The organism is Myxococcus sp. AM009 (assembly GCF_013372605.1).
Classification (GTDB): Bacteria; Myxococcota; Myxococcia; order Myxococcales; family Myxococcaceae; genus Myxococcus; species Myxococcus vastator.
On record NZ_JABXEP010000134.1, the window covers coordinates 1 to 22683 of the forward strand.

Genomic DNA, 22683 nt, shown 5'->3' on the forward strand with positions numbered 1-22683 from the left:
TCGTCTGGGCGGGGGGCGGAGCGGGAGGCAACCTCCAGAGCGGCACGACGGCCCAGTTCGCGGATGGGCAGGCCTACCGGGACCAGGCGGTGGTGATTGCCTTGGATGCCCAGGCGCCGATAGGCGTTGGGATTCAGCACGGCTGGTATCCCTACGGCCCACCGACCCAGGTCACGAAGGCCCACGGCGCGACCGCCATCGAGCTCGATTACGAGAGCGCGTTCGAGGTCTACCGGCGCACGGCCGCGAGCCGCGGAGACGCGCTGGACGCGCAGGGCTTCGCCCTCTTTTCGATGACCCACCCGCTGGGGATTCCTCAGGCCAATGGAGAGTTCGTGATTCGCGACCCCATCTCCATCGGCCCCGACGGCTCGGTCCGCTGCGTCGCCGAGATACCTGATGGCTCGTTGATCCGGGTGATGGAGGGAGCGCGCGGGGACCTGATGGACGCGGCCGCGGGTGCGGCCACCCTGGCGCGGAGAGGAACCCCTGGCGCGCTGGGCGGCGCGGTCGTGTTCGATTGCTTCTCCCGCTACCCCATCCTGGGCGAGGAAATCATGGACGAGCTCTCACGCGTCCAGGGCGCGCTCGGGGAGACCACTCCGCTCGTGGGCTGTCTGACCCTTGGCGAGGTGGGGGCCATGGGAGGTGGCGTTCCGCAGTTCCACAACAAGACAGTGGTGGTGCTCGCCCTTCCAGGGTGATGGGACAAGGTCGGACATGGCGGACCCCTGCGAGGACGCGGACCGGAAGCTCACCGAGGAGCGCCTCGCGCTGCTGAGCGTGCTCCAGGAGCTCACCGTCGCGGCGCTCGACCTCTTCGACCCGAGCAAGCCCGCGGACGCCTTCATGGACCGTGTCGCGGAGCGGCTGGGGTGCATGGTCGCGCTCTGGGTCCAGGTGAACGCGCGGGGCCAGGTCGTCCTTCAGGGCGCGAGTGGGCTCTCCGCGGCGTCCCGCCAGCTTCCGCTCCCCGCCCGCTCAGAGTCCGGAGCGAAGCAAGGGCCCGGCGAGGTCAGCCTGCCCTTTCCGGAGCTGGAACTGCCGGGGCTCGTGCGCTGGTCCATTCCCATCATCGGGGCGGACGCGGAGCACAGCGCCAGCGCGCTGCTGCTGTACTTCGACCGCGAGCCTCACCTGCCGCGACAGTACCGGGGCATGGTGGAGCGGCTCGGCGGCGTGCTCCGTACCGCGCTCACGCACCGGCAGCTCTTCACCCGCATCCTGGACAGCGAGCGCGCGCTCCACCAGCAGAAGACGCTGCTGGAGTCCCTGAGCGAAGCCTCCGACGAGGGCATCCTCATCTCCACCCTGGAAGGAAGGGTCCTCACGCACAACCGCCGCCTCGTACAGCTGTGGGGGCTGGAGGAGGAGCTCCTGTCCGCATCCTACGGGGCGTGGGTCCGCGCGGCGGCGGAGCTCGTGGAGGAGCCCGCCCGGTTCACGGCGCGCGCCTTCTTCTTCATCGAGCACCGAGACGCGTCGGGACACGACGTGCTGCGGCTCAAGGATGGGCGGATCTTCGAGCAGTATGACGCCCCGGTGATGAGCGCGGACGGCCTCTACTATGGGCGGGCCGTCTACTTCCGGGACGTCACCGCTCGACAGCGCACGGAACGGGACCTCCAGCACGAGCGGGACTTCAGCTCGGCGGTCCTGGATACAGCCCGCGCGCTGGTCATCGTCCTGGATGCGGAGGGCAGAATCGTCCGCTTCAACCGTGCCTGCCAGGAGATGACCGGCTACGCCTTCGAGGAGGTTCGCGGCGCGCGGTTCTGGGAGCAGCTCCAGGTTCCGGAAGAAGCGGCGCGGGTCGAGCGGGACTTCGCCCAGCTCACCACGGGCCAGGGGCACGAGCAGTACGAGAGCAGCTGGCTCACGCGAGCGGGAGAGCGCCGCCTCATCTCATGGTCCAGCAACGTCCTCCGCGGCCCGACGGGAGCGATTGAGTACATCATCGGCACGGGCATCGACATCACCGAGCAACGCCGGGCCGAGCGGGAGCGAGACCAGACCTTCCTGCGTGAGCAGCAAGCGCGGACCCGCGCCGAGGAGCAGGAAGGGAGGTCCGCGTTCCTGGCGGAAGCCTCGGGACTGCTCGCGGGCGCGCTCGCGCCCGAGGACGCGCTTCGAAGCGTGGCGGCGCTGACCGTCCAGCGGTTCGCGGACTGGTGCGCGGTCGACCTGCTGGACAACGAGCAGGCCCCTCAGCGGCTCGCGGTGGCCCACTCCCAGGCACTGCGGGCCCGGTGGCCCGCGAAGGACGACCACGCGCCACCGGACCTCAATGCCACGCAGGGCCCTGGGCGGGTGCTCCGCCGCGGCGAGCCGGAGTTCTTCCTGGAGGGTTGCGGCTCCACGGCCCTCGGGTGCGGCGGCCTCGAGTTCCAATCCTGTCTGTCGGTGCCGCTGCTCGCGCGTGGCCGGACGCTCGGCGCGCTCACACTCGCCCGGATGGACGGCGAGAGCCGCTATGGCCCGGCCGAGCTCACCCTCGCGCAGGAGCTGGCCCGCCGCGCGGCCATGGCCGTGGACAACGCCCGGCTCTATCAGGAAGCCCAGCAGGCCATTGGCCTTCGTGATGAGTTCCTCTCCGTTGCCTCTCACGAGCTGAAGACCCCGGTCACCTCCCTCCAGTTGTCCGTGCAGGGCTTGCTGCGCCGCGCCCGGTCGGGAGCGCTCCGCGCCGCGCCGGCGGAGACCGTGAGCCAGTCGGTCGAAGGCATCGAACGCCAGGCGTTGCGGATGGCGAAGCTCGTCAACACGCTGCTGGATGTCTCGCGCATCCATGCCGGGCGGCTCGAGCTCGAGCTGGAGGAGGTGGACCTCACCGCGCTGGTCCGAGACATCGCGGCTCGCTTCGCATCCGAGCTGGCCCTCTCCGGCGCCACGCTCCGGGTTCATGCCGACACGCCGATGCCAGGAATCTGGGACCGGTCGCGGCTCGATCAGATTGTCACCAACCTGCTCTCGAATGCGATCAAGTACGGCGAGGGCAAGCCCATTGAAATCCTGGTCACCGGGGACGCCAGGACCGCCCTCCTGGAGGTGAGGGACCAGGGAATCGGCATCCCGGTGGAACAACAGGCGCAAATCTTCCGGGCCTTCGAGCGCGCGGTGTCATCGCGCCACTACGGAGGACTGGGCTTGGGCCTCCACATCGTCAGTCAGCTCGTCGAAAGGCTGGGAGGCGCGGTCCGAGTCCAGAGCGAGGCGGGGCGCGGCGCCACCTTCACGGTCGCGCTCCCCCGCAGCGGACCCGCCGCGCCGCGGCCGGCCCCGGCGGACAGACACCTCGATTCGAACCATGCCTGAGCGCGCGTTCGCGCCCTCCCGTGCCTGGCGCCGCGCTCTCGTCCGCTGAGAAGCCACTGGAGCCTCGCTGCCCGTCCTCGCCGCTGGACGGTTCTCACCTCCGCGCACGGTGTGCGCAGGGCGCCCCGAGGAGAACACCGCTGGCACGCGGGCTGCTCTAGCCCTCCCCGACCTCAGGCGGTCAAGCCGACGAGGCAGCCGCGCCGTGGTGGCGCGATGCGGAGTGTGGAGGTGGATGATGCTGACGGCGGGTAAGCGACTGGCGGTCTTCTCCATTCGCGAGGGCAAGGGCGGGAGCATCTGGGTGCGGGCGGGGAGCGCCTTCGTGAACAAGGACGGCTCGCTCAACGTGTTGCTGGACGTGCTGCCGCTGGACGGGAAGCTGCACGTCCGCGAGGCGGCGAAGCTGCGCACGCAGCACACGGGGACGGTCAACCTCAACGAAGCCAGCGCGGCGGAGCTGGATTTGCTGCCGGGCGTCGGTGAGAAGGCGGCGCAGCGCATCATCGCGCACCGCCAGAAGCGGCCCTTCAAACGCGTGGAGGAGCTGGTGCGCGTGAAGGGCTTCGGCAAGAAGAAGTTCCTCAAGCTCAAGGCGCACCTGGCGCTGAGCGGGCCCACGACGCTGCGAGTCGAACAGGTGCCCGCCCCTCCTGAGAGAAAGGAGGTGAGCACGACGAACGACTGAGACGAAAAGCTCCGGCAAGAGGGGCCGCCGCCCGGGATTTCTCTCGTGGCCCGGCGCGGCGGCCCCGTGGTGCAAGGACCCATGAGGGGCAAACAGGGGAGCGCCCCGTGGGAGCGGTAGCCATCCGGGAGTGGATTGGTACCATCCGCCGCCATGAACCGACGCCTGACGAACCTGCTCACCGCGCTGCCTGTCACCGCCGCGCTGGTCGCTCCGCCCGTGCTCGCCTGCACAAGCATGCTGGTCTCCAAGGGAGCCACGGCGGATGGAGCCACCTTCATCACCTACGCCGCGGACGCGCACGAGCTGTACGGCGAGCTGTACTACACGCCCGCGCGCCGCCACGCGCCGGGCGCCATGCGCGACATCATCGAGTGGGACACCGGCAAGTTCCTGGGCCGCATCCCCCAGCCCGCCGCGACGTATTCGGTGGTGGGCAACATGAACGAGCACCAGCTCTCCATCGGTGAGTCCACGTTCGGCGGCCGAGAGGAGCTGGCGGGCCCCGCGGGCATCGTCGACTACGGCTCGCTCATCTACATCGCGCTGGAGCGCGCGAAGACGGCGCGCGAGGCCATCCAGGTCATGACGTCCCTGGTCGCCGAGCACGGCTACGCCTCCAGCGGTGAGTCGTTCTCCATCGCCGACCCGAAGGAGGCCTGGCTGCTGGAGATGATTGGCAAGGGCAAGGGAGAGAAGGGCGCGGTGTGGGTGGCCCGCAAGCTGCCCGACGGGTACCTCTCCGCGCACGCCAACCAGGCGCGCATCGGCACGTTCCCGCAGAACGAGAAGCAGACGACGTTCTACTCGCCGGACGTCATCTCCTTCGCCCGGGCGAAGGGCTGGTTCAAGGGCGCGGACAAGGACTTCAACTTCGCGGAGACGTACAACCCCATCGACTTCGGGGGGCAGCGGTTCTCCGAGGCGCGCGTGTGGAGCATCTTCCGGCGCGCGGCGCCGTCGATGAAGCTGGGCGCGGAGTACGCGACCGGCGCGGCGCCCCAGAAGCGGCTGCCGCTGTGGGTGAAGCCGGACAAGAAGCTGTCCGTGCAGGACACCATGGCGCTGATGCGGGACCACTTCGGGGGCACGCCGCTGGACATGACGAAGGACGTGGGCGCGGGCCCCTACGCGCTGCCGTACCGCTGGCGGCCGATGACGTGGGAGGTGGACGGCAAGCAGTACGTCCACGAGCGCGCCATCTCCACGCAGCAGACGGGCTTCTCGTTCGTCGCGCAGATGCGGGACTGGCTGCCGGCGCCCATTGGTGGCGTGCTCTGGTTCGGCGTGGACGACACCTTCACCACCGTCTACACGCCCATGTACGCCGGCATCCGGCAGGTGCCGCGCAACTTCGCGCAGGGCGTGGCCAGCCGCGGTGAGTTCTCCTGGGACTCCTCCTTCTGGGTGTTCAACTGGGTGTCGAACCAGGCCTACGGGCGCTGGAGCGACATGGTGAATGACGTGCAGAAGGAGCAGGGCGCGCTGGAAGGCCAGTTCCTCGCGGACCAGGCCGACATCGAGAAGCGCGCCCAGGAGCAGTTCAAGCGCAGCCCCGAGGAGGCGCGCCAGTACCTCACCGACTACTCGCTCCAGCAGGGCGAGAAGGTCCACGCCCGCTGGCGCAAGCTCGGTGAGACGCTGCTCGTGAAGTACATCGACGGCAACGTGCGCGATGAGATGGGCAAGGTGAACCACCCCAAGTACCAGGAGGCCTGGTACCGCCGCATCGTCCAGGAGAATGGCAAGGCGCTGCAGATGCCCGCCAAGCCCGCGGCGCCCGCGCCCGCGCCCGCTCCCGCCCAGAAGCCGGCGCCCAAGCCCACCGTGGCCCCCGCGCCGTAACACCCCGTCCGGGAGCGGGGAGCCCTCTCCCCGCGCCCCGGCCGGCGCTGCGTCCCGTGCGCATCAGCCCAGGCATCCGTCATCGGGCTGATGATTCCTGCTCCACCCCCTCCGGACACAACCTCGGCCACACCGGCACCGAGAATGGGGAACAAGCGCACATCAACCTCCTGGCACTCACCAGGAGGAGGGGGACAGAGCCATGGGTCGCATCACGAACAACACGACGACGAAGACGACCAGCATCACGCCCACCCGGACGACCGGCACGCCGCCTCCGCCGCCTCCGCCGAAGACGTCCGCGGCGCCGTCGACGTCGACGGGCATTCCGACGCCGCCGGATGCCTTCGTGTCCGGCACGCCCACCAACACGGTCCGCACCCCGAGCCTCACGTCGCCGCCCCCGCCTCCCTCGCTGGGCGGCGCGAAGGCGCCCGTCACCACCACGCCGACGACAGTCCCCGTCGCGGTCGGCCCCGCCGTCCTCCGGGCTGACTCGGTCATCGCGCCCTTCGTGGCCCTGGGGGTGCCCCGGGGCGCCATCAAGAGCATCAGCGACGGCGGCTTCTCCGCGCTCCAGGGCCTGCAGCGCAGCCAGGGTGACGCCAGCTCCGCCGACTTCGCCACCCTCAAGGCGGAGGTCGGCCCCAAGGCGGACCTCATCCGCGCGGTGTTCGCCCAGGGCGGGCCGCACGTGAAGGCGGGTGACGCGGAGCGCGTCAAGCTGGCCAACGTGTTCAACGAGGGCTTCACCGTGGACGCCACCACGGTGGAGAACTACCGCAAGCAGATGAGCGTGCTCACGGAGGGGAAGTTCGAGCCCTACGTGGAGATGGCGAACACCCACCTGACGCAGAACCAGAAGGACTACCCGAAGACGGCCACCAGCGTGGCGAACATCAACGGGCTCTCCGACGAGGGCAAGGTCTCCATCTACAAATACACACAGGAGAAGTTCAAGCCGTACAACGGCCAGGTCCTCTTCCCGCTGGCAAGAAATGGCGCCGGCCCGACGACGCAGGCGCTGCGCAACAACCTGGATGGCATTGCCGTCACCCGCGCGGCCCTCAACGAGCTGCCGAAGTTCCAGGGCACCGTGTTCCGCGGCGACAGCAAGAAGTACTACGACGCCTACACGAAGGACGCCGTCATCACCCGGGATGCCTTCACCAGCACGGCGAAGAACCCGGACGCGAAGTTCGATGGCGACGCCATCCTCGAAATCCGGACCAAAACGGGCCGCGACATCCAGGGCGCCTCGCTCAAGCCGGGTGAGGAGGAGGTGCTCATCCCGCCCGGCGCCACCTTCAAGGTCCTGGACCGGGACGACACGGGCTCCATCCTCCGGCTCACGCTCGAGGAGCTCTGAGCGCTCGCTCGCCTGGCACCCGGCCTTCAGGGCGGGGGGCTTGACGTCCTGTTCGCGAGCGGTCAACAGCCAACGGTTTTTCAGCAGCAGGTCGGACGGCGACGCGATAGACCTGCTGCGACTCAAACCATTGGCTTGAGACACGGAGGCAGCAGGTGACGGCAGAAGAATCCCCGAAGGACCCGGCAGGAGCGCCGCTGGAACCCCACGAAGGTGAGCGGACCTCCAAAGGCCCCCCCCTCGGTGAAGTGCTCGAATTCATGCGCCTGCTCTGGGCCGTGGACCACGGGCTCCAGTCCACGTCGAAGCGCATGGAGTCCTCGCTGGGACTCACGGGTCCGCAGCGCCTGGTCATCCGCCTGGTGGGGCGCTTCCCCGACATCACCGCGGGCATGCTCGCGCAGATTCTCCACGTCCATCCCAGCACCCTGACGGGCGTGCTCAAGCGCCTGGAGAAGCGGGGCCTGCTGGAGCGCAAGTCCGACCCGCTCGACGGGCGCAAGGCGCTGTTCTGCCTGACGGACGAGGGGCGCGCGCTCGACATCCCCTCCGAGGGCACGGTGGAGTCGGCGGTGCAGCGCGTGCTGGCGCGCCTCTCGCGGCCTCGCATCATCGCGACGCAGGAAGTGCTCACCGCCCTGGCCCAGGAGCTGGGCGGCGTCCCCATGCCCGAAGTCGAGTTCGACGAGGCGGGCGCCCGCAAGCAAGTCGTTCGATGAGCCGGTGGCCCGCCCGCTCGACCGCGTTACCTCCCGGACCCTCGCCCTTGTATCTCCTTCCAGCGTCAGACACCCGGAGCCCTTTGAACGGGCTCCTGGGTCGTTATGCTTCGCAAGAAGGGGGAGGCTGCTAGAAAATCGGGAAATAGGCCGCCCTCCCAGGGGTTGCCTCGCCACTGAGCGGACAGGACAGCGTGAACCTCGACACACCTCAGACACCAGGCCCCGAGCTCCCGCCTCCGCCCCCGCCGTCACCTCCCGCGTCACAAGCCCATACTCCCCTGGAGGCCCCGGGCGTGGAGGCGTTGCTCGCCACCGTCCAGGGCCGGCAGCGCCGGTTCCTGTGGCTCCAGGGCTTCATGCTGGGCGTGGCCACCGCGTGCCTGCTGCTGGTCGCCGGAGGCTTCCTGGCGCTGGTGGCGCCGCGCGCGGGCGCGTCCCTGATGTGGACGGCGCTGCCGTTGGGCGTGGCGGTGGCTTGCGTCTTCGGCCTGTGGCTGGCCCGCCGCCGCGTGGGAGACGACATCCTCACCGCGCGGCTGGTGGGCGAGAAGCGCCCGGAGCTGTCGCTGGATGTCCTCGCCGGGGTGGAGCTGATGCGCGAGCCGGACGCGCCGGGCAGCGGCTCTCCGGCGCTCGCGCGCGCCTTCCTGCGGGAGCTGGACACGCGGGCGCGCACGGTGGATGTCCGCACCGTGGTGGACAGCCGCCCGGTGCGTTACGTGGCCCTGGGCGCGGGCAGCGCGCTGCTGGTCCTGCTGGTGTTGATGGTCGTGCTCGGTGACCGCTGGTCCGCTGGCATCGCGCGCATCCGCGAAGTGGCGGCGAGCCCCAAGACCCAGGCCCAGGTGGAGCCCATCACCGGAGACATCGAGCTGACGTACCGCTACCCCGCGTACACGGGGCTGGCGCCGCGCACGGTGCCCGGAACGAACGGCGACATCAGCGCGCCGGCGGGGACGGAAATCCTGCTGAAGACGCGCTCGGACCGTCCGGTGGAGCGCGCGGAGCTGGTGGTCAACGGCCAGGCGCTGCCGCTGAAGGTGACGGGCAACCGCGACTTGGAGGGCGGCTTTGTCGCGAAGCAGTCTGGCCACTACCGCTTCGCCTTCTACGGCGCGCGGGACAAGGCGCTCGCGGTGGGGCCGGACATCGCCCTCACGGTGGAGGCGGACAAGGCGCCCGAGGTGTCGCTGCTGACGCCCACGGTGGAGCTGGAGGTCGATCCGGGCGACCAGGTGATGCTCAAGTACGAGGCGTCGGATGACTACGGGCTGTCCGGCATGGCGCTCGTGTTCCGCGCGCCCGGCGCCCAGCAGGAGACGCGCGTGCCGCTGCCGCGCGAGGACGGCCGGCGCCACCGGGGCACGTATTCGTGGAGCCTGGGCAACCTCAAGCTCGACCCGGGTGACCGGATTACCTACTACGTGGAGGCGCAGGACAACGACGCGGTGGAGGGCCCCAAGAAGGGCGTCAGCCGCACGCAGGTGCTGCGCGTGTACTCCGCGGCCGAGCACCGCCGCGCCGCGCTGGAGAAGGCGGAGCAGCTGTGGGGCCGGATGGTGGACCACCTCGCGGACCGGCTGGAAGGCCCGGAGCGCGCGAGGCAGAAGGACCCCCAGGCCATCACCGCCGGGGCCACGGTGGACACCAGCGGGGAGAGCCTGGTGGCGGACATGAGGACGCTGGCGCAGGAGTTGGCGCGCGAGCGCGACGTGCCCACCGAGCTGGTCTCCGCGCTGAGCAACATCTCCGAGTCCCTGGGCAGCCACATCCGCGGCACCGCGGAGCTGCGCCGGCTCTACCTGCGCACCCAGCGCGCCCGCGGCGAGGACTGGGGCACGGGCAACCGCCTCACCGCCGTGGTCAACGAAGAGATAACGGAGCTGGAGAAGGACATCCTCTACCTGGAGTCGCTGCTGGACCGGCAGAAGCTGGAGGCGCTCCAGGAGATGGCCAAACAGCTGTCCAACGAGCGGCGCGAGCTGGCGAACCTCATCGAGCAGTACAAGTCCAATCCAGACGAGGCCTCGCGGCAGGCGGTGATGGAGCAGCTCCAGCAGCTCAAGTCCCGCATCCAGGAGCTGATGCAGCGCATGGCGGAGATGCGCAAGGGCATCCGCGACGAGCACCTCAACGCCGAGGCCCTGTCCGAGATGATGAAGGACCAGGACATGCGCGGCGCGCTCGACGACGTGGAGAAGCTGATGCGCGAGGGCAAGGCGGACGAGGCCCTGGCGAAGCTCCAGGAGCTGGGCATGCAGATGGAGGAGATGCTGGAGAACCTGGACCAGGCCGGCGACGAGTTCGGCGGCGAGCAACACCCCGAGCTGGCGGAGAAGTTCGGCGAGTTCATGGAGGAGCTGCAGGGCACCGTGCAGGAGCAGCAGCGCGTCGCGGACCAGACGAAGCAGCTCCGCGACCAGGGGCGCTCGCAGAACCGCGAGCGGCTGGCGGAGAAGGGCGAGGCCATCAAGGACAGCCTGATGCGCAAGGTCCAGCAGGCGCAGGAGGACTACAAGGCGTTGGAGCCCAGCCAGCTCAACAGCCGCGCCGCGCGTCCGCTGGAGGAGGCCCAGGCGGAGCTCGAGAACGTGGAGAACGCGCTGAAGGTGAACGACTACGACCTGGCGGCGGAGGCGGCGGCCCGGGCGGAGGACGCGGCCCGGCAGCTGGCCATGATGGGCGAGCAGCAGCGCCATCTGGACGAGATGTTCGGCAACCCGGAAGAAGTGGTGAAGCAGTCCACGGAGCTGGCGCAGCGCCTCAACCGGGACGCGCGCAACGTGTCGGAGGTGAACCGGCAGCTCCAGTCGCTCTTCCCGCCGCCGGGCTCGCAGCTGTCACAGCAGGAGAAGCAGCAGCTCCAGCAGCTGGGCGAACAGCAGTCGCAGCTGGAGGAGCGCGCGCAGGGCCTGCGTCAGCAGATGGAGGAGATGCAGCAGATGGCGCCCATCTTCGGCGAGGAGGCCACGCAGCAGCTGGAGGGCGCCGGCCAGCGCATGGGTGAGGCCGCGCGGCGGATGCAGGGCAAGGACCCGGGCCGTGGCTACGGCGAGCAGCAGGCGGCGCTGGAGGGCCTGCGCCAGTTCCAGCAGCAGATGCAGGAAGGCCAGCGCGGCGGCAAGGGCGGGCTCCCGCTGCCCATGGGCATGGGGCGCCGCCAGCAAGGCAACGGGAGAGACCCGAAGCAGAAGGTGGAGCTGCCGGACGAGGATGCCTTCCAGGCGCCGAAGGAGTTCCGCAAGGACCTGCTGGACGCGATGAAGCAGGGGGCTCCGGAGAAGTACCGGGAGCAGGTGAAGCGCTACTACGAGGAGCTGGTGAAGTGAGCCGCCACGCGCTGAAGCATTCTTCCGGATTCGGGGCGCTCGTCACGGCGCTGGCCGTGGGGCTCCTCTGCGTGCCCCAGGCGGCGTGGGCGCAGGCCAGCTCACTCAAGGACGAGGTGAAGGCGCGGCTGGAGCGCGTGGAGACGGCGCTGGACGACTGGGACGTGCCCGGCGCCCGGCGCGAGCTGTCCGGGGTGGAGCAGCTCCTCCCCGCCGACGTGGAGCCCCTGAAGTACTTCCAGGGCCGGGTGGCCTTCGAGGAGGGCCGCTACGACGACGCGGTGGCGCTCCTGGAGGGCGCCCACATCGAGGACAAGCCTGGCAGCTACCTGCGGCTGGCCAAGGACACGCGCGCCATCACCCGGGAGCACGAGCGCGCGGAGAGCGAGCACTTCATCTTCCAGTACCCCAAGGGGAAGGAAGCGGTGCTGGTGCCCTACGCGCTGGAGACGCTGGAGGGCATCCACCGGGCGATGAAGGAGGACCTCGGCTGGACGCCGCCGGGCGGCAAGATTCGCGTGGAGGTAGTGAGCAACGCGCGCGAGCTGTCGAAGGTGAGCACGCTGACGGAGAAGCAGATTGGCACCACGGGCACCATCGCCATCTGCAAGTTCAACAAGCTGATGGTGACCAGCCCCAAGGCGGTGGCGCGCGGCTACGACTGGCAGGACACGCTGGCGCACGAGTACATCCACCTGGTCATCAGCCAGATGAGCCGCAACACGGTGCCCATCTGGCTGCATGAGGGGCTGGCCAAGTTCCTGGAGTCGCGCTGGCGCGGCAAGGCGGGGCTGGCGATGACGCCCTCCACGCAGGCGCTGCTGGGCAAGCGGGTGAAGGCGGACACGCTCATCCCCTTCGAGAAGATGCACCCGTCGATTGCGCTGCTGCCCACGGCGGAGGACGCGGCCACCGCGTTCGCGGAGGTGTTCTACGCCATCGACTACGTGCACAGCGTCAAGGGCACAGCGGGCCTGCGCGCCATCATCCAGGAGCTGAAGGCCGGGCAGAAGGACCGCAAGGCGGTGGAGGCGGCCATGGGGATGCCCTTCGCCCTCTTCGAGAAGTCCTGGCTGGCGCACATCAAGAAGCAGCCCTTCCCCACCGAGCTGTTGCCGCGCGAGGACCGCGTGGTGCTGAAGGAGAACGCCAAGGGCAAGGTGAAGGACGACAGCGAGAAGAAGGGGCGTGAAATCTCCTTCGGCGACTTCCAGGAGGTGACGGAGGTGCCGGCGCGCAAGTTCGCGCACCTGGGCGAGCTCTTGCGCGAGCGCAACCGCGTGAAGGCCGCGGCGGAGGAGTACGCCAAGGCGCACGAGCTGGTGGGCGACAAGTACGAATCAGTGTCCAACAAGTACGCGTTGGCGCTGCTGGAGCTGCGGCGGCTGGACGAGGCGGAGCGCGTGCTACGCGGCAGCCTGCGCGTGCACCCGGGCTCACCTTCGACGAACGTCCACCTGGGCCGCATCCTGCTGTACCGGAAGGACTACCCGAAGGCGAAGACGGCCTACCTGGAGGCGCTGGCGTCGGACCCGTTCGACCCGGAAATCCACCTGGCCCTCACGCGCATCCACGGCTCCATGGGCGAGACGGCGCTGGCGGGCCGCGCGCGGCAGGCGAGCGCGCTGCTCACGGGCCTGCAGGCCGAAGAGGTGGACCGCGTGGCGCAGCAGTTCCTGCAGGACGAGGGCGGCCTGTCGGAGATGAACGTGTCGGGTACGTCGGACACGCCGAAGGAAGCAGCGCGGCCCGAGAAGCCGGACGCGGGGAACTGAAGCGCGCTTCGGCTACACGTCAAAGCCCAGTTGCTTCAGCGCGTCCGCGGACCGAGCATGCCCCTGGGCCGCGGCCTTCTTGAAGTTTCCGACCGCGTACATCTGCCCCAGGCTGAAGAGAGAACTGGCGTCACCTTGCTTCGCGGACTGCTGGTACCACTTGAAGGCTCCCAGCAAGTCCACGGGGCCTCCGCAGCCATTGAGACACATCCCCACCCAGGACGCATTGAGCATCCGCGTTTCCCGCGTCCGCGGCCTGCTTGAAGAATCGTAGCGAAAGCGGGGCTCAATGGGATGCAAACAGTGGATAGGATGCCTGCATGCAAGACCTATGGTTCGCGGAGCACGGTCAGGGGGAGCCTTTCCTGCTCCTGCATCCAGGCGGCGCCGACACCCGTGCGCTCCAACCACTCATCGCGGCACTAGGCAATGGCTATCGCATCATCACGCCCGAACAACGCGGTCACGGGCGCACGCCAGACACCGAGAGCGACTGGAGCTTCGCTCACATGGCGGCGGACACAGCTGCCCTGCTCGAACGGCTGAAGCTCTCGAACGTGCACGTCTTCGGGTGGAGCGATGGGGCGATTGTCGGCCTGCACCTGGCGCTCGCGAGGCCCGACCTGGTCCGGAGCCTCGTATTCGGAGCAGCCCCCTTTCGCGTCGACGGCTGGCGTGACGGCGTCTTGGGTGAGCCGCTGCCAGACTTCATGGCCAAGCCCTACGCCGAGCTGTCCCCCGACGGCCTCGAACACTGGCCCGCCGTCGTCGCGAAGTCCGCGCGTCTCCACGAGCGGGAGCCCGCCATCGGAGTCGAGGACCTCCGCGGCATGAAGCGCCCTGTGTTGGTGGTCATGGGCGATGATGACGAGGTCCGCTTCGAGCACGCCATCGAAATGTATGAGGCCCTGCCAGACAGCGAGTTCGCCGTGGTCCCACGTGCGACGCACGGACTCCTCGTGGAGAAGCCCGACCTCCTGGCCCGGCTCATCGCCGACTTCCATTCACCGGCCAAGAGCAATGGAGTCGCGCCCCTTCGTCGCGGTCAGCGGTGAACCGGCTCATGGGCTGCCCCAGCCCAAGCGCCGCCAGCAGCTAAGCCGTCAGGCGTCGCCGCGGCTGCTCCCTGGCCCCATGCCTCCCGGTGCCTAGCTTCCCGCACGGGAGGCTCGATGGCGGTTGAATCCCTCATCTCGCTCGCCGCCCAGCTCATGGAGTGGGCCGGCGTGGGCAGCATGGTGCTGGGGGCCGTGCTCGCCCTCGTCTTGCTCATCACGGGCAAGCCGCTTCCCGCAGGTGAGGCCTACCGCCGCTTCCGCCTCAACCTGGGCCGCGCCATCCTCCTGGGTTTGGAGTTCCTCGTCGCCGCCGACATCATCCGCACCGTCAGCCAGCGCCCCACGTTGGATGGCGTGCTGGTGCTGGGCCTCATCGTCCTCATCCGGACCTTCCTCAGCTTCACCCTCACCGTGGAGTTGGAAGGACGCTGGCCCTGGCAACACAGTGAGGACGTCGCCAGTCCTGTTCATCCCCCGGCAACGTCATCCACCCCGCAGCACCCTGTGCCGCCCGCGCCCGACCCGCCACGTCCGGTGAAGCACTGAACGCAGCGGGTCGGCCACAAAGGCAGCGCCACCGTCGTCCGCCGCACCCTGCCCTCTTCCCCCGTGAAGTGGCGCACGGACGCGGCCTCCCGCGCCGTGCATCTCGCGCCAACGCCGCTCCAACGTGCGCGCCCGCATTCCCCCACACAAGGAGCAGCACTTCATGAAGCATCCCCTCCCGGGGCTCGTCCTCGTCGCCTCGCTGTTCACCCAGGGCGCGTCCTTCGCCCAGTCCGGCATGCCCGACAGCCCGCCCTCCCAACAGGACACGGTGTCCGTTCAAAAAGGCATGGCCACCTACCGCGGCTACACCGCCCCCACGGACGAGAAGGCGCTGCTCGACCGGCTGCACCTGGCGAACCAGCACGAAATCAAGACGGGCCAACTCGCCCAGCAGCGCTCGCAGAATCCGGACGTGAAGGCGTTCGGCACCATCATGATGAAGGCGCACACCGCGCTGGACCAGAAGCTCACGTCCTACGCGCGCAGCAAGGGCCTGAAGCTGGCGGAGACGCCCAAGCCGATGAACGACGCGGAAGAAGCCTCCATGGCCAAGAACAAGGCCACCCTGGAGCAGCTCCAGGTCATCCGCGGAGCCCCCTTCGACTCCGCCTATCTGGCCTCGCAGGTCGCGGGACATGACGCCGTCCTGGGCATGGTCCTCACCGCCCAGAAGGCCATGCCCAAGGCCACGCCCGAGCTCGCCGCCATGCTCCAGGACCTCAGCAAGCAGGTGCCCGCTCACCGCCACCAGGCCTGGTCCATGCTGGGCAAGCTGGAAGGCGACACGGGCGTGGGCGGCTCCGGCCCGGCGCACGAAGCTCCGCCGAAGCCCTGACCCGAAGCGCGGCGCGCTTTCACACGCCGTACAACCCCTGCCTCCCGATGATGAAGCCGGGGATACGCACGAGGCATGATGGCTCGCATGATGCCTCGGACGCTGCCCCTGACCTTCTTCGTCACCGCAAGCGCGCTGCTGACCGGCTGCTTCAGCGACACGGACACCATCTGCGAGAAACGGAAGGAGTGCTTCACGGACACGCTCAACGTCCAGTCGTGCGAGGACGACCTCAGAGCCTGGATGGAGCGGCAGGACCAGGACCGCCGCCGGGACCAGCTCGCCGCGTGCGGGGACTGTGTCGGCAGCAAGACCTGCTCGCAGATTCGCACCGCCTGCATCGGCGCCTGCATGGGCGTCCCCTGAGCCCGGAGAAGACAACGGGGCCCGCATCTCACGATGCGAGCCCCGTGCACTGCCGCGTCACGCGGTGACTACTTGCGCGTCCACTGGTCCAGCCAGCCCAGGACCTCGTCGTGCCACTGCACGCTGTTGGCCGGGCGCAGCACCCAGTGGTTCTCTTCCGGGAAGTAGAGCAGCTTGGAGGGAATCCCCTTCCGCTGGAGCGCCGTGAAGGTGCCCAGGCCCTGCGTCTCCACCACGCGGAAGTCCTGCCCGCCGTGGATGACCATCATCGGCGTCTTCCACTTCGCGACGTGCTCAATCGGGTTGTGCTTGCTGTAGCCCTCCGGGTTCTCCCACGGCGTGCCCTTGTGCTCCCACTCCGGGAACCACAGCTCCTCGGTGTCGAAGTAGCCCATGCGCTCGTCGAGGATGCCGTCGTGATTGACGAGGCACTTGAAGCCGTCCGGCCAGTTACCGGCAATCCAGTTGATCATGTACCCGCCGTAGCTCGCCCCCAGCGCGCACATCTTGTCCTTGTTGATGAAGCTGTAGCGCTTGAGCGCCGCGGCCAGGCCCTTCTGCAGGTCCTCGAACGGCTTGCCACCCCAGTCATCGGAGATGGAGTCGGTGAAGGCCTGCCCGTAGCCGGTGGAGCCGTGGAAGTCGACCATGACGGCCACGTAGCCACGCCCCGCGTACACCTGCGGGTTCCACCGGTAATGGAAGTGATTGCCGAACGAGCCCTGCGGCCCGCCGTGGATGAGGAACGCCAGCGGGTACTTCTTCTTCGGGTCGAAGTTCACCGGCTTCACGACGTACGCGTGGACCGTCTCGTTGCTCCAACCCGGGAACGAGAACTGCTCGAAGGCACCGAAGCGGATGCGGGCCAGCGCGTCTTTGTTCACCTGGGTGAGCTGGCGCGAGCCCGAGCCATCCCCGTTCATCACGTGCAGGTCCGCGGGAGAATCCAGGTCGTCATACACATAGACGAGCCGGCCTCCCGCGGCCGGCTGCGGCGCGCCCGCGGCGCCGTCCTTCGTCAACTGGGTGGGCTTGCCCGTGGCCACGTCCAGCGCGAAGACAGGCTGCTGGCCCACGTGCCCGGCGCTCGCGAAGAGCGTCTTGCCGTCCGCGCTCCACGCGAGGCTGCCCACGGAGCGGTCCCAGTCCTGGGTGAGCACGCGCTCCTGACCGCCTGGCCAGGTGCGGAGGATGACGCGGTAGCGGTCCGCCTCGAAGCCGGGGCGCGACATGGCCAGGTAGGCCAGCGTCTTGCCGTCCGGGCTGAAGACGGGGCTGGTGTCGGTGGCGCGGTTCTTCTCCGTCAGCTTGCGCGGCTTCGCCTTGCCATCAATCGGCGCGACGAAGAGGTCCAGGTCCGTGGACCAGGCCTCGGCGCGGCCCACGTCCCGCGCGGCGAAGACGATGCTCTTGTTGTCCGGCGTGAAGGTGAACTCCTCCGCGCCACCAAAGGGCTTGGAGGGGCTGTCCGCGTCCATGCCCTTCATCACGTCCACGGGCGCGCCGCCGGCCACGGGGACGACGAAGACGTGCGAGCGCCGCCCGTCCTTCCACGTGTCCCAGTGACGCGCGAAGAGCTTGTCGTAGGTGCGGCCGGTGGCCTTGCGCTTGGAGCGCTCCTCCTCGCGCTGCGGGGTGCACTCCAGCGTGGGGCAGTCCGGAAACACCTCCAGCGCCACGGCCAGCCGCGTGCCGTCCGGCGACACGCGGAAGGCGCCCACGTCCAGGGGCAGCTTCGTCACCTGCACGGCCTCGCCGCCGTCCACGGCCAGCCGCCACACCTGCGAGGAGCCGCCGCGCGAGGACAGGAAGAAGAGGCTCTTGCCGTCCGGCGCCCAGGTGGGCTCGGAGTCCGCGTCCGGATGCGAGGTGAGCTGGCGCGGCGCGGCGTTTCCGTCGACGCCGACGAGCCACAAGTCGGTGCGTCCCCGGTTGGCCTCCAGGTCCGTGGTGCGCAGGACGTAGGCGACCTGCTTGCCGTCCGGCGAGACGCTGGGGCTGCTCAACCGGCGCAGCGAAATCATGTCGTGGTGGGTGAACGGCTGGGGCCGGGCCGGCGCCGGAGTGGCGCTCAGGGCCAGGGCCGCGAGAAGCGACAGCGACAAGGGAGTCTCCTGGTTCAGTCGCCCCGCCGTCACCCCAACCGAGGGGCGCGTCACGGGCACGGTTGTCGGGGGTGGACGCTGCCTGCTACGGCCCGCGCTGTCCACCTCCGCGTACCCGGGGTGCCACCCACGCGCGTCCCCGGCGCACTCCGTCATGACGCGGCGCTGCGACGCGGTTAGACACGGCCCCATGAGCGAGCCCATCACCCTCCGCGTCTGGTCCGATTACGTCTGCCCCTGGTGTTACGTGGGCTACGCCGAGGTCCAGAAGCTGAAGCAGGAGTACGACGTCCAGGTGGACTGGCGGCCCTTCTACCTGCGTCCGGAGACGCCGCCCGAGGGCCTCCCCCTGCCCGACTACGTGCGCGAGAAGATGAAGGACCCGAACAACCCGCTGAAGCTCCGCGCCCAGTCCGCCGGGCTCACCCTGGTGATGCGGGAGCTCATCCCGTCCACCCGCCGCGCCCACGAGGCCACCGAGTACGCCCGTGAGCAGGGCCGCCTGGAGCCCTTCCACGCCGCCCTCCTGCGCCGCTACTGGAGCGAGGGCCAGGACCTCTGGCAGTGGGACACGCTCCGCGGCGCCGCCCAGGAGGCGGGGTTGGAGCCGGACGCGGTGCAGCGCGTCGTCGAGGAGGGCCGCTACACGAAGGCCGTGGAGGACGCCATCCAGGAGGCGCGGACCCTGGGCGTCAACGCGGTGCCTACGTTCGTCGTCGGGGAGCGCTTCGGCCTCCAGGGCGCGCAGGAGTACCCGGTGTTCCAGGAGGCCATGCGGCGGCTCGGCGCGACGCCCCGCGCGCGGCCCTGAGCATCAGAGCCCCTTGAGCAGCACGAGCATCCGGCCGAGCGTCTCGTCGCCCCCGCTCCCCGCCAGCCCCTGGGCCAGGGCGTGGAGCTGGGGCGCCTGCTCGACGTGCTTCGCGATGAGCTGGAAGCACTCCACCGCGGCGGCGTCGAGCCGGGCCCGGGCTTCGGCCGTGTCCGCCGCGCCCTCCGCGCAGAGCGCCACCACCGTGGGGTGGCCGAAGAGCGTCCAGCTCACGACGGCCTCGCGCAGCGCCATGCGGAACACGTAGTCCAGCACCCGCGGCGCGTCGGTGAAGGGGTGGCGCAGCCAGTGGTTCACCGCGTGGTGACGCAGGTACTGCGCTACCCGCTGTGACAGCCCGGGGGACAGCCGCTCACGGCGCTCCGCGTAGCGGTGCCACGCGTCGTCGGGCAACAGGTCCGCGCCGCCGTAGGACTCCAGCACCAGAGCCACCAGCGTGTGGAACCGCTCGCTCCGGACCGCGCCCAGACGGGACTTCAACGCCGCGGCGCAGATGCCCACCCATGGCCCCCCCGGCAGCGCCAGCGCCGCGAAGCCACCGTGCAGCGCGGTCAGCGTCTCCGGCAGGGAGAAGGCCCGCAGCACCTCCGCCAGCAGGGCCTCCGCGCCTTCACGCGCGTCGCCGCGAAACACCTCCGTGCCTTGGAAGTAGAAGCCGTCCAGCCGCAGGCCCAGCTGCCCCAGCGCGAAGAGCCTCGCGGCGAAGGGCAGCTCGCGGCGCTGGAGCACCGACAGCGCGGTGGCGCGCACGGCCTCCGCGTGCCGCGTCCACGCGTCCTCGGAGGCGCCGCCGCCCAGGGAGCGCGCGACCTCGGGACGAAGCGCGAGGTCCTCGGACACGGGCACGGTGTCCACGGCGTCCTCCGCCAGCAGGCACAGCCGAGCCACCTCTGGACACGCGAGCGAGCCCGTCACCTCCAGCCCGTGCGCCCAGCGCGTGGCGACTCTCGGGAAGGTGGCGCACGCGTCCGGCAGCGCGGCCTCGCCGTAGGCGCGGTGCAGCGAGCACGTCTTACGCGCGTCGAGGAACACGCAGTGCCCGTCCTCGCGCTTCGCGATGACGGCCTCGTCGCCGGGGCTGGCGCCGGGCTCCGGCTGGATGAAGGCCTCCACCCGCTCCGCGTCCGGGCCGCCCGCCACCGCTTGCTTCAAGCGCCGCAGGCGCGGCTCGCTGACGAGCACGACGAGCCCCGCGCAGCAGGTGTCCTCGCAGGCGTCCGCGAGGCACCTGAAGCGCGTCATGTACCGGGGCGCGGTGGCCGTCATGGCGGTGCGCTACTTCCGGCCCAGCGCCTTCTTCACGAAGCCCCAGAAGCCGCCCGCGCGCTCCTTGAGGTCGGCGCCACGGCGGTCCTCGGCGGCCTTCACGGACTCCTTGCTGACCTGGAGCTGCTTCTGGAGCTCCTCCGGCGAGTAGCGCGTGGCCAATGTGGCCTTCACTTCCTTGCGAGTCGAGTACTCACGCGCCTCCACGTGCAGCACGCATTCGGAGTCCAGCTTGAGCGTCACCGCCACGCGCACCGAGCCCTTGGGCCCCTTGGGCAGGCCCTCGATGCGCACGGTGCCCAGGTACTCGTTGGCGGAGATGTGGTTGTCCTCGCCCTGGAAGATGGACAGCTCCAGGAAGGCCTCGTTGTCCTTCGTCGTGTTGATGGCGAAGGAGCGCTGCGCGGGCAGCGGGCTGTTGCGCTCGATGACGCGCTTGAAGGCGCCGCCGGGCATGGCCACGCCCACCGTCATCGGCAGCACGTCGATGAGCACCACGCTGCTCACCTTGTCCACGGAGCCCGAGTAGAGCGCCGCGCCCAGGGCCACGGCCTCGTCCGCGTTGACGCTGGCCTGCGGGCCCTTGCCGAAGAGCCCCTTGAGCTTGTCGCGCACCAGCGGCATGCGGCTCATGCCACCCACGAGGATGATGTCGTCCACCTCGGCGGCCTTCAGCTTCGCGTCCAGGAGCACGTCGCGCACCACGTCGATGGTGCGGCTGAGCAGCGGCTCGCAGATCTTCTCCAGCTCCTGTCGGCTGAGGACGACACGCAAGTCACGCGGCCTGCCCGTGTCGTCCATCATCAGCATGGGGATGTGGACCTCGAAGGTGCTGCGCTCGGACAGCCCCATCTTCGCGCGCTCGGCCGCGTCACTCACGCGCGACAGGGCGATGCCGTCCCCCGTGAAGGCGATGCCTTCCTTCTCCTGGAAGCGCGCCAGCAGGTAGTCGACGATGAGGTTGTCGAAGTCGATACCGCCCAGGAAGATGTCGCCGCCGGTGCCGAGCACCTCGAAGACGTTCTTCTCGATTTTCAGAATCGTGGCGTCGAAGGTGCCGCCGCCCAGGTCGTAGACGAGGACCTTCTTGTTGAGCTCGCGGTTGAGGCCATAGGCGAGCGCCGCGGAGGTGGGCTCGTTGAGGATGCGCTCCACCTTGAGGCCCGCGAGGATGCCGGACTTGCGCACGGCCTCACGCTGCGGCTCGGAGTAGTACGCGGGCACCGTCACCACCGCGCGCTCCACCTTCTGGTTGAGGTGGGCCTCCGCCATCTCCTTGCACTCGCGGAGGATGATGGCCTGCACCTCTTCCAGCGACAGGGCCGTGTCCGCCAGACGCACGGCGGCGCGGCCGGCGGAGTCGGGGACGATGTCGTAGTGGAAGCGCTCGCGGACCTGGTTCACCACGGCGCTGTCGTAGGGACGTCCGACGAGCCGCTTCGCGCCATAGATGGTGTGCTGGGGACGCAGCACCAGCTGGTTCTTCGCGCGGTGGCTGACCAGCAGCTTGTTCTGCGCGTTGAGCGAGATGACGGAGGGGATGGTGTTGTAGCCCTCGCGCGAGCGCAGCACGAGCGGCCGGCCGTTGGAGAGCAGCGCCACGCACGAGTTCGTGGTGCCCAGGTCGATGCCGATGACGGGCCCCGTGCCACTGAGCGGCCCCGGCGGAGGCAGGAACACCGTCTTCGGCAGGCCGTGCTCATCCAGCGCGGGCGCCTGCGCGGCGGCCTTCGCCACGGCGGGCGCGAGCACCGAGGGTGTCACCGGCTGCTCCGGTGCCCGAGGCGCCTCCCGGCGCACCTGGGGGAGCCCCTGCGGAGGCGGCGGTGCCACGGGCGGCGGAGGCGGAGGGCGGAACGCCGCGGGCGGCTGCACCGGCGCGGGTGCCGCGCGTGGAGCCGGTGGCGGCGCGACGGGAGGGACTTCCTCCATGTCCTCGGACAGGTCCAGGTCGAACTCGAGGCTGCCTCCACCCGTGCTTGCCGGAGCAGGGGCGCGCGGCGGTGACGGCGGCGCGGCCGGTGCCCGAGGAGGCGGCGGAGGCGCGGGGCTCACATCCTCGGTCAGGTCGAAGTCGAACTCGATGCCAGCAGCGGGAGACGCGGCCGGAGCGGACGGCGGCTTGGGTGCCACCGGGGCGCGAGGAGGCGGCGGCGAGGGCGCGGCCTCGACCTCGCTCAGGTCGAAGTCGAACTCGATGCCAGCAACGGGAGACGCGGCCGGAGCCGACGGCGGCTTGGGTGCCGCCGGGGCGCGAGGAGGCGGCGGCGAGGGCGCGGCCTCGACCTCGCTCAGGTCCAGGTCGAACTCGAAGCTGCCTCCACTGGAGACAGGTGCTGGCGGAGGTGCCACGCGCGCGGGTGGTGCCGCGGGCGCACGAGGCGGCTCCGCGATGGCGTCCCCCAGGTCCAGCTCGAACTCGAAGGGCCCACCCCCCGCCGGTGCGGACGACGCCGGCTCGACCTCCAGGGAGATTCCGACCTCGATGGGGGGCTCGTCGAGCGGCGCGCCCATGGCCACGGGCGCATCCCCCGCCGAGCCCTCGATTTCAAACTCGAAGCCCGGCAGTGGCTCGTCGATGTCCAGCGCGCCCACGGGCGGAGGCGGCGTGCTCGCGATGAGCTCGTCG

17 protein-coding genes are annotated in these 22683 nt (G+C 69.7%); 13 read left to right on the forward strand and 4 right to left on the reverse strand.

Annotation, left to right across the window (positions count from 1 at the left end):
- The 8 genes from HV824_RS26975 to HV824_RS27010 form a co-directional block, all read left to right on the forward strand.
- A partial coding sequence (locus HV824_RS26975) for an FIST signal transduction protein (RefSeq protein WP_176424569.1) occupies positions 1–704 on the forward strand: 704 nt, incomplete at its 5' end.
- Between the two features lie 16 nt (positions 705–720).
- The gene (locus HV824_RS26980; protein ID WP_176415741.1) at positions 721–3315 is read left to right on the forward strand and encodes an ATP-binding protein; all 2595 of its coding nucleotides are present in this window, start codon (positions 721–723) and stop codon (positions 3313–3315) included.
- A gap of 235 nt (positions 3316–3550) precedes the next feature.
- Positions 3551–4003 (forward strand): helix-hairpin-helix domain-containing protein, encoded by a 453-nt coding sequence (locus tag HV824_RS26985; protein WP_255208367.1) that lies wholly within the window; start codon positions 3551–3553, stop codon positions 4001–4003.
- 153 nt (positions 4004–4156) lie between these two features.
- On the forward strand, positions 4157–5848 hold the full coding sequence (locus HV824_RS26990) for a dipeptidase (RefSeq protein ID WP_176424570.1): 1692 nt from the start codon (positions 4157–4159) through the stop codon (positions 5846–5848).
- 202 nt (positions 5849–6050) lie between these two features.
- Entirely contained in the window at positions 6051–7217 is a 1167-nt protein-coding gene (locus HV824_RS37635; protein ID WP_255208368.1) for an ADP-ribosyltransferase domain-containing protein, read from the forward strand.
- A 155-nt stretch (positions 7218–7372) separates the two neighbouring features.
- Positions 7373–7936: a MarR family transcriptional regulator gene (locus HV824_RS27000; protein ID WP_176415738.1), complete on the forward strand. Its 564-nt coding sequence runs from the start codon at positions 7373–7375 to the stop codon at positions 7934–7936.
- 194 nt (positions 7937–8130) lie between these two features.
- Positions 8131–11268 (forward strand): DUF4175 family protein, encoded by a 3138-nt coding sequence (locus HV824_RS27005; RefSeq protein WP_176415737.1) that lies wholly within the window; start codon positions 8131–8133, stop codon positions 11266–11268.
- A complete protein-coding gene (locus tag HV824_RS27010; RefSeq protein ID WP_176424571.1) occupies positions 11265–13043 on the forward strand; it encodes a tetratricopeptide repeat protein in 1779 nt (592 codons plus the stop codon). Before HV824_RS27005 ends, HV824_RS27010 begins: the two co-directional genes overlap by 4 nt.
- Before the next feature lie 12 nt (positions 13044–13055).
- Here HV824_RS27010 and HV824_RS27015 read toward each other — a convergent pair whose 3' ends face one another.
- Positions 13056–13277, reverse strand: a complete 222-nt coding sequence (locus HV824_RS27015) for a sel1 repeat family protein (protein ID WP_176424572.1) — start codon at positions 13275–13277, stop codon at positions 13056–13058.
- Positions 13278–13363: 86 nt separating this feature from the next.
- Here HV824_RS27015 and HV824_RS27020 point away from each other — a divergent pair, with 86 nt between their 5' ends.
- From HV824_RS27020 to HV824_RS27035, 4 genes are all read left to right on the forward strand, one after another.
- Positions 13364–14098, forward strand: a complete 735-nt coding sequence (locus HV824_RS27020) for an alpha/beta fold hydrolase (protein ID WP_176424573.1) — start codon at positions 13364–13366, stop codon at positions 14096–14098.
- Between the two features lie 117 nt (positions 14099–14215).
- On the forward strand, positions 14216–14647 hold the full coding sequence (locus HV824_RS27025) for a DUF1622 domain-containing protein (protein WP_176424574.1): 432 nt from the start codon (positions 14216–14218) through the stop codon (positions 14645–14647).
- Positions 14648–14810: 163 nt separating this feature from the next.
- Entirely contained in the window at positions 14811–15485 is a 675-nt protein-coding gene (locus HV824_RS27030) for a DUF4142 domain-containing protein (RefSeq protein WP_255208370.1), read from the forward strand.
- 87 nt (positions 15486–15572) lie between these two features.
- Positions 15573–15851, forward strand: a complete 279-nt coding sequence (locus tag HV824_RS27035) for a hypothetical protein (protein ID WP_255208371.1) — start codon at positions 15573–15575, stop codon at positions 15849–15851.
- Positions 15852–15919: 68 nt separating this feature from the next.
- Here HV824_RS27035 and HV824_RS27040 read toward each other — a convergent pair whose 3' ends face one another.
- Positions 15920–17956, reverse strand: coding sequence for a S9 family peptidase (locus HV824_RS27040; protein WP_176424576.1), 2037 nt, complete (start codon positions 17954–17956; stop codon positions 15920–15922).
- 190 nt (positions 17957–18146) lie between these two features.
- Between HV824_RS27040 and HV824_RS27045 the strand changes: the two genes are divergently transcribed.
- On the forward strand, positions 18147–18767 hold the full coding sequence (locus tag HV824_RS27045; protein ID WP_255208372.1) for a DsbA family protein: 621 nt from the start codon (positions 18147–18149) through the stop codon (positions 18765–18767).
- A gap of 3 nt (positions 18768–18770) precedes the next feature.
- On the opposite strand, the gene fliB is transcribed toward HV824_RS27045, so the two are convergent.
- The gene (gene fliB / locus HV824_RS27050; RefSeq protein WP_176424578.1) at positions 18771–20054 is read right to left on the reverse strand and encodes a flagellin lysine-N-methylase; all 1284 of its coding nucleotides are present in this window, start codon (positions 20052–20054) and stop codon (positions 18771–18773) included.
- A 9-nt stretch (positions 20055–20063) separates the two neighbouring features.
- The coding region (locus tag HV824_RS27055) for an Hsp70 family protein (RefSeq protein WP_176424579.1) at positions 20064–22683 on the reverse strand (2620 nt) is incomplete at its 5' end.

What these genes read in the sequence shown, in the direction of transcription:
- HV824_RS26980 (WP_176415741.1), top strand. Translation starts at nt 721, where the DNA reads ATGGCGGACCCCTGCGAGGACGCGGACCGGAAGCTCACCGAGGAGCGC.
- HV824_RS26985 (WP_255208367.1), top strand. Translation starts at nt 3,551, where the DNA reads ATGATGCTGACGGCGGGTAAGCGACTGGCGGTCTTCTCCATTCGCGAG.
- HV824_RS26990 (WP_176424570.1), top strand. Translation starts at nt 4,157, where the DNA reads ATGAACCGACGCCTGACGAACCTGCTCACCGCGCTGCCTGTCACCGCC.
- HV824_RS37635 (WP_255208368.1), top strand. Translation starts at nt 6,051, where the DNA reads ATGGGTCGCATCACGAACAACACGACGACGAAGACGACCAGCATCACG.
- HV824_RS27015 (WP_176424572.1), bottom strand. Translation starts at nt 13,277, where the DNA reads ATGCTCAATGCGTCCTGGGTGGGGATGTGTCTCAATGGCTGCGGAGGC.
- HV824_RS27020 (WP_176424573.1), top strand. Translation starts at nt 13,364, where the DNA reads ATGCAAGACCTATGGTTCGCGGAGCACGGTCAGGGGGAGCCTTTCCTG.
- HV824_RS27025 (WP_176424574.1), top strand. Translation starts at nt 14,216, where the DNA reads ATGGCGGTTGAATCCCTCATCTCGCTCGCCGCCCAGCTCATGGAGTGG.
- HV824_RS27030 (WP_255208370.1), top strand. Translation starts at nt 14,811, where the DNA reads ATGAAGCATCCCCTCCCGGGGCTCGTCCTCGTCGCCTCGCTGTTCACC.
- HV824_RS27035 (WP_255208371.1), top strand. Translation starts at nt 15,573, where the DNA reads ATGATGCCTCGGACGCTGCCCCTGACCTTCTTCGTCACCGCAAGCGCG.
- HV824_RS27045 (WP_255208372.1), top strand. Translation starts at nt 18,147, where the DNA reads ATGAGCGAGCCCATCACCCTCCGCGTCTGGTCCGATTACGTCTGCCCC.
- fliB (WP_176424578.1), bottom strand. Translation starts at nt 20,054, where the DNA reads ATGACGGCCACCGCGCCCCGGTACATGACGCGCTTCAGGTGCCTCGCG.